The 14,640-nt window shown below is 64.5% G+C and carries 12 protein-coding genes; 8 read left to right on the forward strand and 4 right to left on the reverse strand.

Features of this window, described 5'->3' with window-relative positions; translation table 11 throughout:
• Nucleotides 1–81 precede the first annotated feature (81 nt).
• The 3 genes from J3454_RS01190 (at nucleotide 82) to J3454_RS01200 (ending at nucleotide 3,923) form a co-directional block, all read left to right on the forward strand.
• On the forward strand, nucleotides 82–1,077 hold the full coding sequence (locus tag J3454_RS01190; protein WP_349511931.1) for a metal-dependent hydrolase: 996 nt from the start codon (nucleotides 82–84) through the stop codon (nucleotides 1,075–1,077).
• A gap of 169 nt (nucleotides 1,078–1,246) precedes the next feature.
• Nucleotides 1,247–2,638 carry a cryptochrome/photolyase family protein gene (locus J3454_RS01195; protein ID WP_349511932.1) on the forward strand — a complete coding sequence of 464 codons (1,392 nt, stop codon included), beginning with the start codon at nucleotides 1,247–1,249 and terminating at the stop codon, nucleotides 2,636–2,638.
• A 67-nt stretch (nucleotides 2,639–2,705) separates the two neighbouring features.
• On the forward strand, nucleotides 2,706–3,923 hold the full coding sequence (locus J3454_RS01200) for a serine hydrolase domain-containing protein (RefSeq protein ID WP_349511933.1): 1,218 nt from the start codon (nucleotides 2,706–2,708) through the stop codon (nucleotides 3,921–3,923).
• Nucleotides 3,924–3,940: 17 nt separating this feature from the next.
• On the opposite strand, the gene J3454_RS01205 is transcribed toward J3454_RS01200, so the two are convergent.
• The 3 genes from J3454_RS01205 to purF all read right to left on the reverse strand — a co-directional run bounded on the left by J3454_RS01205 (nucleotide 3,941) and on the right by purF (nucleotide 6,630).
• Nucleotides 3,941–4,303 carry a PilZ domain-containing protein gene (locus J3454_RS01205; RefSeq protein WP_502878555.1) on the reverse strand — a complete coding sequence of 121 codons (363 nt, stop codon included), beginning with the start codon at nucleotides 4,301–4,303 and terminating at the stop codon, nucleotides 3,941–3,943.
• 117 nt (nucleotides 4,304–4,420) lie between these two features.
• Nucleotides 4,421–5,137: an SDR family NAD(P)-dependent oxidoreductase gene (locus J3454_RS01210; RefSeq protein WP_349511934.1), complete on the reverse strand. Its 717-nt coding sequence runs from the start codon at nucleotides 5,135–5,137 to the stop codon at nucleotides 4,421–4,423.
• Nucleotides 5,138–5,142: 5 nt separating this feature from the next.
• Nucleotides 5,143–6,630 carry an amidophosphoribosyltransferase gene (gene purF, locus J3454_RS01215; protein WP_502878556.1) on the reverse strand — a complete coding sequence of 496 codons (1,488 nt, stop codon included), beginning with the start codon at nucleotides 6,628–6,630 and terminating at the stop codon, nucleotides 5,143–5,145.
• A gap of 300 nt (nucleotides 6,631–6,930) precedes the next feature.
• Here purF and J3454_RS01220 point away from each other — a divergent pair, with 300 nt between their 5' ends.
• The 5 genes from J3454_RS01220 (at nucleotide 6,931) to dnaE (ending at nucleotide 13,384) form a co-directional block, all read left to right on the forward strand.
• On the forward strand, nucleotides 6,931–8,184 hold the full coding sequence (locus tag J3454_RS01220; protein WP_349511936.1) for a lipoprotein-releasing ABC transporter permease subunit: 1,254 nt from the start codon (nucleotides 6,931–6,933) through the stop codon (nucleotides 8,182–8,184).
• The gene (locus J3454_RS01225; RefSeq protein WP_349511937.1) at nucleotides 8,177–8,857 is read left to right on the forward strand and encodes an ABC transporter ATP-binding protein; all 681 of its coding nucleotides are present in this window, start codon (nucleotides 8,177–8,179) and stop codon (nucleotides 8,855–8,857) included. The genes J3454_RS01220 and J3454_RS01225 overlap by 8 nt, the downstream gene beginning before the upstream one ends.
• Before the next feature lie 51 nt (nucleotides 8,858–8,908).
• On the forward strand, nucleotides 8,909–9,196 hold the full coding sequence (locus J3454_RS01230; RefSeq protein WP_349511938.1) for a hypothetical protein: 288 nt from the start codon (nucleotides 8,909–8,911) through the stop codon (nucleotides 9,194–9,196).
• A 24-nt stretch (nucleotides 9,197–9,220) separates the two neighbouring features.
• A complete protein-coding gene (locus J3454_RS01235) occupies nucleotides 9,221–9,700 on the forward strand; it encodes a glutathione peroxidase (protein ID WP_349511939.1) in 480 nt (159 codons plus the stop codon).
• 75 nt (nucleotides 9,701–9,775) lie between these two features.
• Complete coding sequence (gene dnaE, locus J3454_RS01240) at nucleotides 9,776–13,384, forward strand: DNA polymerase III subunit alpha (RefSeq protein WP_349511940.1); 3,609 nt, start codon at nucleotides 9,776–9,778, stop codon at nucleotides 13,382–13,384.
• Nucleotides 13,385–13,453: 69 nt separating this feature from the next.
• On the opposite strand, the gene J3454_RS01245 is transcribed toward dnaE, so the two are convergent.
• Nucleotides 13,454–14,587, reverse strand: coding sequence for an OmpA family protein (locus J3454_RS01245; RefSeq protein WP_349511941.1), 1,134 nt, complete (start codon nucleotides 14,585–14,587; stop codon nucleotides 13,454–13,456).
• Nucleotides 14,588–14,640 lie beyond the last annotated feature (53 nt).

Here is a 14,640-nt window from a genome sequence, read left to right on the forward strand (position 1 = left end):
GTGCGATAGGCGAGGGAGCAAGACTTTTCCAAGCGCATTTGCACTCGCCGCAGCGGCGCGGGCGCGCTAGGCAGCGAAGCGATGGATAATCTGACACATAGCCTTGTCGGCGCGGTGCTGGGGCAGGCGGGGCTGAAGCGCACCACCGGGCTTGCCATGCCCGCGCTGATCATCGGCGCGAACCTGCCGGACGTGGACGCGGCGTGCTTCTTCTGGCTGGAGGGAACCGAGCATCTCGCGTTTCGCAGAGGCATCACCCACGGCCCGCCCGCGCTGCTGCTGCTGCCGCTGATACTGGCGGGGCTGCTGTGGGCGTTCGACCGCTGGCAGACGCAGCGCGGGAAGCGGCCCGAGGGGCGGCTGCCGGTGCGGTTCGGGTGGCTCTATGCGATGGCCTTCATCGGCTGCCTCAGCCACCCGTTCTTCGACTGGCTCAACGTCTACGGCATCCGGCTGCTGGAGCCGTTCTCCTCGCAATGGTTCTACGGCGACACGCTGTTCATCATCGACCCGTGGCTGTGGGCGCTGCTGATCGGCACCGTGTGGTGGTCGCGGCGGCGGGAGAGAGCGGGGGACGAGTGGATGCGGCCCGCGCGGGTGGGGATTGCAGCGGTGCTGGCGTATATCGGGGTGAACGGGGCGATTTCCTTCGCCGAAGTCCACCGCGTTCGCTCCAACGACATGGGCGACACGATTGCCGTCATCGCCAGTCCCGTTCCGTTGGCCTTCTGGAAGCGGGAGGGGCTTGTCGGAGGCGAGGGCGCTTGGCTGGTAGCTCGCGATAAATTGGCATCTGTTGAGCCCGATGCGCCAGGCGACAACAGGAGCGCCGCAGACAGCGCCCCATTTTTCACGCCGATCGCTGATAAACTGTGCAAGCTCCGCGACCTCACCGAGGCCCGCCGCACCAACTCCCAACTCGGCGCCTTCCTGTTCTGGTCACGCGCGCCCTTTGCGATCCGCGCGCCAGACGGCTCGGTGATCCTCTACGACGCCCGCTTCTACGATCCGCGCGCGCGGGGGCGGTTCTCGGTCGCGCTGCCGGATGTCCGGTGTGAGGAACTACCTGCGCCCTGACAGCGTTGCGCTCGCATCTCCCCTCCCCGTGGGGAGGGGGCGGGGGTGGGGGCTCGGCGGTTCGTTATCGCACGGTCGGAGCGCCCCTCTCCAAGCTGCGCTAGCCCGCTGGGCGGGCAAGCTTCGCTATCCTCTCCCCGCGCGGGGAGAGGGCAAGTAAGGAACCCTTGTGCCAGATACACAACTCGTATGGCTGCGGCGTGATCTTCGGCTGGCTGACAATCCGGCGCTCTATCACGCGGCCAAGGCGGGGCCGGTGGTGTGCGTTTACGTGCTCGACGATGAGAGCGCAAAGCACCACGCCTATGGCGGCGCGTCGCGCTGGCGGCTGCATCATTCGCTCAGCAGCCTTGCACAGAGCCTCGAAGCGCGTGGCAGCAAGCTGATCCTGCGGCGCGGCGATGCGGCGGAGGTGCTGACCGAACTGGCGCAGCAAACAGGCGCAGCCACCATCCACGCCAACCACCACTACGAACCGTGGTGGCTGAATTGCGAACGTAAGCTGGCGAAAAGCCTCGACCTGCAACTCTATCATGGCAACTATCTGATTGTGCCGGGCAGCATCACCACCGGGACCGGCGGGCAGTACAAGATCTACACCCCCTTCAGCCGCGCAGTAAGGGCCGAATTCCCGCCGCGCGATGAACTCCCCGCGCCCGAAATCCTGTCCTCGCCCGATAGCTGGCCCGCCAGCGACGACCTCACGACATGGAGCCTGCTCCCCACCAAGCCCGACTGGTCAGGGGGCCTGCGCGACTTCTGGCAGGTCGGAGAAGAGGCCGCGCAGGAACGCCTGAACTGGTGGCTCGATCACGTCGACGACTACGACGACAAGCGCAACCACCCCAGCGTCGACAAGGTCTCGCGCATGTCGCCGCACCTCCACTGGGGCGAGATTTCGCCGGTGCAGATCTGGCATGCTTTCAAGCACAAGCGCTCGGACGGCTGGCGCACCTTCGAAGGCGAGCTGATCTGGCGCGACTATGCGCAGAACGCGATCCTGCAATTCCCAAAGTATGCGACGCAGAACTACCGCGAGGATTTCGACCGCTTCCCATGGCGCGATCCGGCGACCGACGAAAGCGCCGCGCGCGACCTGAAAGCATGGCAGCAGGGCCGCACCGGCTACCCGATCGTCGATGCCGGGATGCGCCAACTGTGGCAGACCGGGTGGATGCACAACCGCGTGCGGATGATCACCGCCAGCTTCCTTATCAAGCACCTGCTGATCGACTGGCGCGCAGGCGAGCAGTGGTTCTGGGACACGCTGGTGGACGCCGATTATGCCTCCAACGCCACCAACTGGCAGTGGACGGCGGGGACGGGGGTCGATTCCAACATGTTCAGCCGGATCATGGCCCCGCTGACCCAGTCGGAGAAGTTCGACGCGGCGCGCTATATCCGCGAATACGTGCCCGAACTCGCCAAGCTGGACGAACCCGCCATCCACGATCCCGAGGAATTCGGACGGCGACCGCAAGGCTATCCGCGCAAGATCATTCCCCACAGGGCCGCGCGCGAGCGGGCGTTGGCGGCGTTGAAGCTGATGAAGCAGGGCTGAGTGGGCTTGCCCCGGTGTGCTGCACCCGCTTATGCACCTTCGCACAACATTTGAGAGGGCGAGTGACATGGGCGCAGCACAGCGGATTGAAGGAATGGTATCGGGCGCAGCGTTAGCGGCGCTGCTGGCGGGTTGTGCGGGCAGTTATGCTCCGGCGCAGGGCGTCGCCGCCGCCCCGCCGCCGCTGCCCGCCAAGGTCGCGATTGTCCAGCCTCCGGCGCGCGACGAGTCCGATTTGCAGGTCCTGTTCTGGAACGACGCCCAGCGCGCCGAGCGATTCCGCGTGATGGAGCAGTGGTTCGCAGGCCACGAAGTCCCCGCCGCCAAGACCCCGCGTGCGCTGCCCGAGGGCGCGCCGCTCAGCGCACAACTTCAGGCCGACCTGAAGGCGCTGATGGCGGAAACCAACGCCGCCGGGATCATGGTGCTGGAAGACGGCAAGGTCCGCTACGAGGCCTATGGCCTCGGCCTTGGCGAGGCTGATCGCTGGACCAGCTTTTCGGTCGCCAAGAGCTTCACCTCGACCCTGCTCGGCGCGGCGGTCAAGGACGGCTTCATCAAAAGCCTGTCCGATCCGGTCACCGATTACATCCCCGCGCTGGCGGGTTCGGCCTATGACGGGGTTACCGTGCGCCAGCTTGCGACCATGACCAGCGGTGTCGCGTGGAACGAGGATTACACCGATCCCGGCAGTGACGTCGCGCAGATGAACCGCTTCGTGGTCGAATACGGCCCCGATGCCATTGTCGCGCAGATGAAGGCGCTGCCGCGCGAGGCTGAGCCGGGCACGAAGTGGGTCTACAAGACCGGCGAGACAAACCTGATCGGCGTGCTGGTGGAGAACGCAGTCGGCTTGCCGCTGGCCGAATATGCCAAGTCGAAGATCGTCGATCCGGCGGGCTTCGAAGGCGACATGTTCTGGATGGTCGACCCGCGCGGCGGCAATATCGCCGGGTGCTGCCTGTCATTGCGCCTGTCGGATTATGCCCGCATGGGCCAATTCGCGCTCGAAGGCGGCAAGGGCGCAGTGCCCGCAGGCTGGTTTGCCGAAGCGACCGACAGCGTTGTCGATTTCGGCGATAACGGTTTCGGTTATGGCTACCAGTGGTGGACCTATCCGGGCGGCGCTTACGGCGCGCAGGGCATTTTCGGCCAAGGAATCACGCTGGTGCCCGAACGCGGGCTGGTGGTTGCCTATGTCGGCAACTGGTCGCGGGCGAGCGGCGGGCCGGAGCGGCGCAGAATGCTGGAACTGATCCAGAAGATTGCGGAAGAAGCCAAGTAACCAACGTCCGGCCCGTGTCAGATCACCTGCCGATAGACCCCGATATTGCTGTAACGCTGCAGGATATTGTCGTGCACGATCGGGCTCAGCAGCTCGTTGAAGGCGCAGCCGACGATGCAGTTGTCCCACCACACGACCTCGGCCTGAAGCGATTCGAGGCCGGGCAGTGTAAGCCAGCACACCTGGCCATCATGCATCCGGTTTATCGAAGCAGCGGAGAAGCCCGAGATCGACAGATCGTGAACCACACTCTGGAACGCCCGCCCGCCCGATGCGCGCAAGGTCGCCGGAATGGTCAGGCGGGTGCGGGGCGCGCAGCGATCCTCCTGCGCGGCGAGGCGATAGGAATTGGTTTCCGGTGGCATCGCGTTGAACCTCATGTCAGTCGATCGCTGCTGCGTGCAGTGCGTTCTGACAAAGATTGCCCGCAAAATCCCTAAGGACACGTGGCGAGGTGAGGTTAACGTCCCGGTAGGCAGCAGAGATTCTGCCGCGCGTCAGTCGATCCGTTCGCGGTGCAGGCTGTCGAACCCTTCGGTCAGCAGCGCAACGATGCGGTCGGCCACCACCTCGGGCGATTTGACCGTCTTGGGGTCTTCGCCCGGATAGGCGCGGGCGCGCATCTCGGTGCGGGTCGCGCCGGGATCGATGATCGCCACCCGCACTTCGCCGGCGCGTTCACGTTCGGCTGCGTAAGTTTCGAGGATGTTGTCGAACGCGGCCTTGGTCGCGCCATAGGCTCCCCAATAGGCGCGCGGCGCAGCGCCCACGCTGCTGGTGAGGCCGACCACCCGCGCGCCTTTGGCGTTGCGCAGCATCGGATCGAATCCGGCAAGCAGCGCCTGTGTGGCGACCACATTGGTCAACAGCGCCTGATTGAACTGCTTCGGTTCGGCCTGCGCAATCGGTGTCAATTCCGGCAGATAGGCCGCTGCAATCACAAGGATATCGAGGCTGTTCCAGCGCCCTCCTATGGCGCCCGCGAGGCGCGTGACCGCATCCGGCTCGGTCAGGTCGAGCGGCGCGATGGTGGACGTGCCGCCCAGATCATGGATCGCGTCCTCGACCGCCTCCAGCGCTTTGACTTTGCGTGCGACGAGGATGACATGCGCCCCGGCTGCGGCCAGTGCCTTGGCGGTGGCGGCACCGATCCCGCGGCTTGCGCCGGTGACGAGCGCGGTACGCCCGGAAAGCGGTTTTGCAGTATCGGTCATGGCAATTATGCGGCCTTCGGGTCAGCGAAAGGGAGTTCGGCGGTCTTCTGCTCGGCCAGCGCGAGATCGGTCAGCGATGTGGGGTATTCGCCGGTGAAGCAGGCATCGCAGAATTGCGGGCGTGCGTTGTCGCGCTTCTCACGCCCGACCGCGCGGTAGAGCCCGTCGATCGAGATGAAGGCGAGGCTATCGGCCTTGATGAATTCGCGCATCGGCTCGATCTCCATGCGCGCGGCCAGCAGCTTGGAACGTTCGGGCGTATCGACTCCGTAAAAGCAGCTATGCGCGGTCGGCGGGCTGGCGACGCGGAAATGGACTTCGGCTGCGCCCGCTTCGCGCATCATCTCGACGATTTTCATGGAGGTCGTCCCGCGCACGATCGAATCGTCGATCAGCACAATACGCTTGCCTTCGACCAGCGAGCGGTTGGCGTTGTGTTTGCGTTTCACGCCCGAATGGCGCGCCCCGTCTGATGGGGCAATGAATGTGCGCCCGACATAGTGCGAGCGGATGATGCCGAGTTCGAACGGCACGCCGGAGGCTTGTGCAAAACCGATCGCGGCAGGCACGCCGCTGTCGGGCACCGGCACCACCAGATCGGCTTCGCACGGCGATTCGAGCGCGAGCTGCGCGCCGATGGCCTTGCGCGCTTCATAGACGCTGCGCCCAGCGAACACGCTGTCGGGGCGGCTGAAATAGACGTGTTCGAAGATGCAGGGGCGCGGGGCCGGACTACCGAACGGACGGACCGAGCGGATTTCACCGGCGAAATCGACCATCACCAATTCGCCCGGTTCGACTTCGCGGATGAACTCGGCCCCGACCACGTCGAAGGCCACGGTTTCGGAGGCAAACAGGATCGCATCGCCCATCCGCCCCATCACCAGCGGACGGATGCCGAGCGGGTCGCGGCAGGCGATCATGCCTGCAGGCGTCATCACGATCAGCGCATAGGCGCCCTCGACCAGACGCAGCGCGTCGACCAGACGATCGGCGATGGTGGGATAGCGGCTGGTGGCGACGAGGTGGATGATCACCTCGGTGTCCGACGTCGACTGGAAGATCGAGCCCTTGTTGACCAGATCCTTGCGCAGCGTGCCAGCGTTGGAAATATTACCGTTATGCGCCACGGCAAAGCCGCCGCTGGCGAGATCGGCATACAGCGGCTGGACATTGCGCAGGCCTGCACCGCCGGTGGTGGAATAGCGCACATGGCCCGCCGCCATATGGCCGGGCAGTTCGGCAATCGCTTCGGAGGATGAGAAATTCTCCGCCACATGGCCCAGCCCGCGCCGGACGAAGAATTCCTGCCCGTCATAGCTGACGATGCCGGCCGCTTCCTGCCCGCGATGCTGCAACGCATGCAGGCCCAGAGCGGTCGCCGCGGCAGCATCGGACGCGTTGATCGCGCCAAAAATCCCGCATTCCTCGCGCAGCTTGTCGCCATCCGCATCAAGGAAGGGGTGTGTCATATTTGAGGGTGTCATCGGCATCACCAGACCTGTCCGCAGCATTGCTTCCGGGGCGCACCGCTCCAATGGCGATGTGACGGATCAATTACAAGGGATAGCGGGCCGCGCTTACCCGCCTTTTTGCTGACCCGTGTGTGACAACCGGCGGGGCAAGCGGCGACCATCGCGTCCGATGACCCCGTCCTCAATCAGCGAAGCGGTAGGACAACAAGCCCGTCCTCAAGTAGCGAAGCGGTAGGACAACAAGGACTCACGGGATTGCGGCCTTCGCGCGGTCGCACTACAGGCAGCGTTCACCTTACAGGCGGCACTGACCCTCTCATGCTATCCCCCTTCGAATGGATGATCGCCAAGCGTTACCTCTGGCCCGGCAAGGGCGAAGCATTCATTGCGCTTGTCGCCGGCATATCGGTCGGCGTGGTGATGCTGTCGGTCGCCATGCTGGTGATCGTGATGAGCGTGATGAACGGCTTTCGCGCCGAGTTGCTCGACAAGATTGTGGGGCTGAACGGCCATGCCATCGTCCAGGCCTACGGGGGGCGGATCGACGATTGGGAAAGCGTGCTAGAGAAGGTCAGGGCCACTCCGGGCGTCACTGAGGCCTCGCCGCTGATCGAACAGCCGCTGCTCACCAGCTTCGGCGGGCGGGTCGAGGCGGTGTTCGTGCGCGGGCAGACCGATGCAGACATCGCTGACCTCGGCGACAAGGTGGTGCTGGGCGACATGGGCAGCCTGTATGAACCTTCGGCGCAAGGCGGCGCGGGCCGTGTCGCGATCGGAACGCGGCTGGCACAGAATATCGGCGCGCGCGTGGGCGATACCATCACCATCATCAATCCGCAGGGGCGCACGACGCCCTTCGGCACCTCCATTCGTCAGGTGGGCTACGAGGTTGGGGCGATCTTTGAAGTCGGCATCTATGATTACGACGAGAAGTTCGTCGTCCTGCCGATCGCGGATGCGCAGACCCTGCTGCTGATGGGCGATTCCATCGGTATGATCGAAGTCACTGTGGACGACCCTGACCGCGTGGGCGAAATCCTTGCTCCGGTGCAGGACGAGCTGGCGGGGCAGGCGGTGATCGCCGACTGGAAGACGATGAATTCAGCGCTGTTCGAAGCCTTGCAGGTGGAACGCGTGGCGATGTTCTTTGCGCTCTCCTTCATGGTGCTGGTGGCGGCGTTCAACATCCTGTCGAGCCTTGTGATGCTGGTGCGCGCCAAGACCCGCGACATCGCGATCATGCGCACAATGGGCGCATCGCGGCGCAGCCTGCTCAAGATCTTCGTCACTACCGGCACCACCGTGGGCGCAATCGGGACGCTGGCAGGGCTGGCGCTGGGCGCAGTCGTGCTGTTCTTCCGCGAACCGATCGTCGATATCATCGCCTTTACCACCGGGCAGGAAATCTGGGACCCCGAGGTGCGGTTCCTGTCCACCCTGCCTTCGCGCACCGATCCGTGGGAGATAGCCGGGATTGTCACGCTGGCGCTGGTGATGAGCTTCCTTGCGACGCTCTATCCGGCGCTGAAGGCTGCCAATACCGATCCGGTGCAGGTGCTGCGTTATGAATAGTGGTGCTCCTATCGTTGCGCTGAAGGGGCTGAAGCGCAGCTTCGAACAGGGCGGGCAGCGGATCGACGTGCTGCGCGGGGTCGATCTCGACATCATGCCGGGCGAGATCGTGGCGCTGCTCGGCCCGTCGGGTTCGGGCAAATCGACCATGCTGCAAGCGGTGGGCCTGCTCGAAGGCGGGTTCGAAGGATCGATCAGCGTGGCGGGCGAGCGTGCCGAAGACCTCGCCAGCGATCAGCGCACCCGGCTGCGGCGCGAGCATCTGGGCTTCGTCTACCAGTTCCATCATCTGCTGCCGGATTTCGACGCGCGCGAGAACGTGGTGATGCCGCAGATGATCCGCGGAGTGCCGCGCGCCGAATGCGAGGCGCGGGCCGACAGCCTGCTCACCAGCCTCGGGCTCGGGCAGCGCCTCAGCCACCGTCCCAGCCAGCTTTCGGGCGGGGAGCAACAGCGCGTCGCGGTCGCGCGCGCGCTTGCGAACCGCCCCACGCTGGTGCTGGCGGACGAGCCGACCGGCAATCTCGACGAGGCCACCGCGGACAATGTCTTGGCCGAGTTTCTGTCGCTGGTGCGCGGTGAAGGCAGCGCTGCGCTTGTAGCGACGCATAACGAACGCCTCGCCGCGCGCATGGATCGTGTCGTCCGCTTGAAGGAAGGCGTGCTGATCTAGGTTAGGATTTTGCGCGCGCATCCCGGCAGGGTCGGCGCAGGAGATTTGACCATGGCAGACCACCCCAGCACGTCCGGCGGAGAGACACTCAAGACCGGCGAAACCGCCTGGAACGATCGTGCCGCGCTTCATCCCGCCGATGGCGCCGATGGCGTGTTCGACGGCGGCAAGGCGCTCAGCCGCGGCACCTTTGCCGAGATGATTCGGCACCTTGCCAGCTTGCCCGCCGAAACCCGCCGGAATTACGCGATCGAGAAGGCTGGCGACCGGCGATATTCCGCCGATGAAGCAATGGCGCTTGCCTCGCACCCCGATTTCCCCGCACAAGACCCCGGTTGATACAACGCCCACCGGGGGGAATGCATGACCACGATTGCCGATTTCACCGTCACCACCAATCGCGGTGAACCGCTCGACCTGTCGGCCAAGCTCGGCACAGTGCTGTTGGTGGTCAACACCGCCAGCAAGTGCGGCTTCACCCCGCAATATGACGGGCTGGAAAAGCTGTTCCAGCAGTTCAACGACCGTGGGTTCGAGGTGCTGGGCTTCCCCTGCAACCAGTTCGGCGGGCAGGAACCGGGCAATGCCGACGAGATCGCGGAGTTCTGCAAGGTCAATTTCGGCGTCACCTTTCCGCTGATGGCGAAGGTGGACGTGAACGGCCCCGACGCATCGCCGCTGTTCGACTGGATGAAGAAGGAAGCCAAGGGGCTGATGGGATCGACCTCGATCAAGTGGAACTTCACCAAGTTCCTGGTCGACCGCGAAGGCAATGTGGTGAAGCGTTACGGGCCGCAGGATACGCCCGCGAGCATCGCCAAGGATATTGCTAAGCTGCTGTAGATTTATCCCGTGCCTGTGGAGAATTAAGGCGCGGCGGCGCTTCCGAAATCGGCGCAAATTTCTAAAATGCGCGCCATGCCCTTTGCCCCCTTCGTCCCGCTGCGCGTGCTGTCGTCCTTCTCGATGCTCGAAGGGGCGATCGATCCCAAGGGCATTGCCAAGCTGGCGAAGGAACGCGGCTATCCCGCGATCGCGATCTGCGACCGCAATGGGCTGTATGGCATCATGGCCTTCGCGGGCGCGTGCAAGTCCGAAGGCGTGCAGCCGATCATCGGCGCGCTGGTGGGCGTGGCGCGCGAAGGGGTGGAAGGGTCCGGCGCGCGGGCAATCGACTACCTGCCGCTGCTTGCGCAGGACGATGAAGGATACGAAAACCTGTGCCACCTCGTATCGGTCGCGCATCTTGAGCGGCCGTTGGAGTTGGAGCCCCATGTCACGCTGGCTGATCTTCGCGGTCGGACCGGCGGGCTGATCGCGCTGACCGGCGCGGGCGAGGGCGGGCTGACCCGCCTTCTTGCCGATGGCCAGCACGATGCTGCTGCGCGGCTGGCCGATGCGCTGCAATCGCTGTTTCCGGGGCGGCTCTATGTCGAACTCGCACGCGGCGGCGATCCGGTTTGCGAGCGGGCCGAGGAGGCGCTGATCGAACTCGCCTATGCCCGCGATTGGCCGCTGGTCGCAACCAATCCCGCGAACTTTGCCGAGCCGCACGAATACAGGGCGCATGATGCGATGCTGTGCATTGCGAATTCGACTCAGATCGAGGCCGAGGATCGCCCGCATTCCAACCCGCAGGCGTTCGTCAAATCAGCCGCTATGATGCAGGAACTGTTCGCCGATCTGCCAGAGGCAACCGCCAACAGCCTCGTCATCGCCCAGCGCTGCGCCTTCGCGCCGCCGTACCGCAAGCCGATCCTGCCCAGCCTAGCAGGCGATCTGGCGGGCGAGGCGCGGATGCTGGCGGAGGATTCGCGGGCAGGTCTGGTGGAGCGACTGGCGCCCTATTACCCGGAAGCCTGCCGCGCCGAACTGGCCGAAGCGGTGCACTTCACGTCCGCCGATGCGCTGGCCGAGGCAGAAGCCTCCTTTGCCGCGCTCGGTGAGGCGGGGGTGTTCGCCGAGGTGCTGGAATACAAGCGCCGGGTGGAATTCGAGATCGACGTGATCGTGGGCATGGGCTTTCCCGGTTACTTCCTGATTGTGGCCGACTTCATCAAGTGGGCCAAGGATCAGGGCATCCCCGTGGGGCCGGGGCGCGGTTCGGGCGCGGGCTCGGCGGTCGCCTGGGCGCTGACCATCACCGATCTCGATCCGCTGCGGCTGGGCCTGCTGTTCGAACGCTTCCTCAATCCTGAACGCGTGTCGATGCCCGACTTCGACATCGACTTCTGCGAAACTCGCCGCGGCGAGGTGATCCGCTATGTGCAGGCCAAATACGGCACCGATCACGTGGCCCAGATCATCACTTTCGGCAAGCTGAAGGCGCGCGCCGTGCTGCGCGATTGCGGGCGGATCCTGCAGATGAGCTACGGGCAGGTCGACCGGCTCTGCAAGATGGTACCCAACCATCCGACCGACCCGTGGACGCTGCCGCGCACGCTAAACGGCGCGGCCGATTTCAAGCGTGAGTATGACAATGACAAGGACGTAAAGCGGCTGGTCGATCTGGCGATGCAACTGGAAGGCATGCCGCGCAATTCATCGACCCACGCGGCGGGCGTGGTGATCGGTGATCGCCCGCTGGCACAATTGGTACCGCTCTACCGCGATCCGCGTTCGGATATGCCGGTGACGCAGTTCGACATGAAGCACGTCGAAAGTTCCGGGCTGGTGAAGTTTGACTTTCTCGGGCTGAAGACGCTGTCGGTGCTGCGCAAGGCAGTCGACCTGCTGGGGCGGCGCGGGATTACTATCGATCTGGGCGCGCTGCCACTCGACGATGCGGCGGTCTACGATCTGATGAAGGCTGGTAACACCGTCGGCGTGTTCCAGCTGGAATCCGAAGGGATGCGGCGCACGCTGAAAGCGGTGAAGCCGACCAATTTCGGCGACATCATCGCACTGGTCTCGCTGTACCGGCCTGGCCCGATGGACAACATTCCGCTGTTCGGCCAGCGCAAGGCGGGCCTTGTCCCGATCGAATATCCGCACGAGAAGCTCGAAGGCATCCTGGCGGAAACCTACGGCATCTTCGTCTATCAGGAACAGGTGATGCAGGCCGCCCAGGTGCTCGCCGGTTACTCGCTCGGCGACGCGGACTTGCTGCGCCGCGCGATGGGCAAGAAGGTGCAGGCCGAAATGGACGCCCAGCGCGGGCGGTTCGTCGACGGCTGCAAGGCGGTCTCCGGCATCGAGGCCAAACGCGCCAACGAATTGTTCGACTTGATCGACAAGTTCGCAGGCTACGGCTTCAACAAGTCGCACGCGGCCGCCTATGCGCTGCTTGCCTACCAGACCGGCTGGTTGAAGGCGCATTATCCGGAGGAATTCTACGCCGCCTCAATGTGTTTCGACCTGCACCAGTCGGACAAGCTGAACATCTTCGTCGACGATGCGCGGCGTTATCCGAATGGTGATGGCGGGGTCGCGGTGCTGGCGCCGGACATCAACGCCTCCGAAGCGCGCTTCAGCGTCGAGCAGACCGACAAGGGCTACGCGGTGCGCTATGCGCTCGCCGGGATCCGCAATGTCGGCGAAAAGGCGATGGAATCCATCGTCGCCGAGCGTGCGGCCGGCGGGCCGTTCAGCAGCCTCAAGGACTTCTTCGAGCGTCTGCCGCAGGGCACCATGAACCGCCGCCAGCTCGAAGGGCTGATCTGTGCGGGCGCGCTCGATGCGCTGGAGCCGGATCGCGCGCTGCTCTATGCCAATGCCGAGCTGTTGCTGGCGGTGGCCGACGCAGCCATGCGCGAACGCTCGAGCGGACAGGCGGCGCTGTTTGGCGGTGAGGATACCGCAACCGAAGATCTGCGCCTTCAACCGTGCGAGCCGTGGAACCGGAATGAGCGTATGGCGAAGGAGCGCGAGAATTTCGGCTTCTACTTCTCCGCCCATCCGGTGCAGCAATATCGCGATGTCGCCTCGGCCAATGGCGCGCGCACCTATCAGAGCCTGATGGAATCGGGCGCGCCGGCGGGCGGGCGCGGTTCTGCGGTGATGGCGGTGCTGATTGAAGGCATCACCAAGGCTCGCACCCGCAAGGGCGGCACCTTCGTGCGCGCGGATTTCTCCGACTCTTCGGGTCAGTTTGCCGCCGCCTGTTTCGAAGAGGCGCTGGTGCCGCAGTTCGAGCGCTGGGCAGAGGAGGGCGAATGCCTGCTGCTGACGGTCGAACTGGATGCGCCTAGCCCGGATGAGCCGCCGCGTCTGACGGTTCGCGGTGCGCGGCCGTTGGCGGGGGTGGTGGGATCGACCCCGATGCAGTTGAAGGCGGATATCTCCACGCCCGAAGCGCTGCTCGAACTCAAGATCGCGCTCGATGTCGAGGATGGTGGCCAATTCCGCGGCAACGGCGAGGTGCTGGTCAGCCTCACGCTGGAACAGGGCGGTCACGCGCAGATGCGGCTGGGCCGCAACTTCCTGCTGAGCGGCGAACTGGCCGAGCGGCTGGCCGAGGTGCCGGGGATCGCCGATGTCGAACTGGCGCCATTGAAAAGCAAAGCGAGCCTGCGCCTCGTCGCCTGAAGCTTTCAGAGCATGAAAAAGGGGGCGGATCGCTCCGCCCCCTCATTCGATTATCGGGCAAGTTGAACCTTACATCCCCGAACCGGGGCCGTAGGTCACTTCCACGCGGCGGTTCTGCGGCTCGCGCACACCATCGGCAGTGGGCACGCGCGGCTGGCTTTCGCCGAAGGCTTCGCTTGCGATGCGTCCGTCCGGAACGCCGCGTGCGGACATGTAGCTGCGAACGGAGTCGTTACGCCGTGCCGCCAGGTCCATGTTGTACCTCTGGCTGCCGACCGTGTCGGTGTGCCCGGCCAGCATCACTCGCGCCGTGCCGCAATTGGCGTAGGCCGTGATCGCATTATTGAGGATGGTCGCGGCTTCTGCCGTGATCTCCGATTCGTCGAATTCGAAGAATACGATGTACGGCCCTGTGTTGCACTGAGCCTGCGGCGGGGGTGGCGGCGGAGGCGGTGGCGGCGGCGGCGGCGGCGGGGGAGGCGGCGGCGGCGGCGGGGGCGGCGGCGGTGCAGCTTCCCTTCCGCCGAAATTGTACACCAGGCTCGCCAGGATCGAGTGGGCATCATAGTCGATCTCGAACGGGGCACCGTTAGCGGCCGTCAGCCCGAGATTGTCGATCCTGAAATACCGATACTTCAGGCCGAGATCGATATTGTCGCTAACCGGGAAGCGCATGCCGGCAAGACCCTGCCACGCAAAGCCGACCGCATCATCGTCGACCACCGTGCCGACACCTGCGACTTCGACCGGCAGGTTCACTTCGGCAATACCCGCGCCGCCGCCTGCGAAGACCTGAAACCCGTCGTCGCTGCCGAATTCGACCAGCCCGTTGACCATGCCGCTCCAGATTTTCAGGTCGCGCTCGTTTTCTACCACCGTGCCCGACGGAACCGTCACACCGCCCGGCAGGATTCCGGAATTGACCACGGTCAGGCTGTCATAGGAATTGCGTTTGTAGCCGCCCTCAGCCTCCAGCCGGAAGGCGCCGAAATCATATCCGACCACGATATCGGCATCTATACCGATGTTTGTATCGGCAAAGGCGGCATTGGTCTGGGGATCGGTATCGGCCAGATCGATATCGACCTGATCTTCAAGGCTGATGCCCCCGTTCACCCCGACATAGACCTGCCCATCGCGTGCTTGAGCTGGTGCGGCGATCATGGTCGCTGCGCCTGCCAGCAACAGTGCTGTCTTTTTCATTGCGTATTTCCCTCAATTTGAACGTGCGATCGGACTCTAAGCGATCTGTGTGC

Source organism: Erythrobacter sp. NFXS35 (genome assembly GCF_040148725.1).
In the GTDB taxonomy this organism is placed as follows: domain Bacteria; phylum Pseudomonadota; class Alphaproteobacteria; order Sphingomonadales; family Sphingomonadaceae; genus Erythrobacter.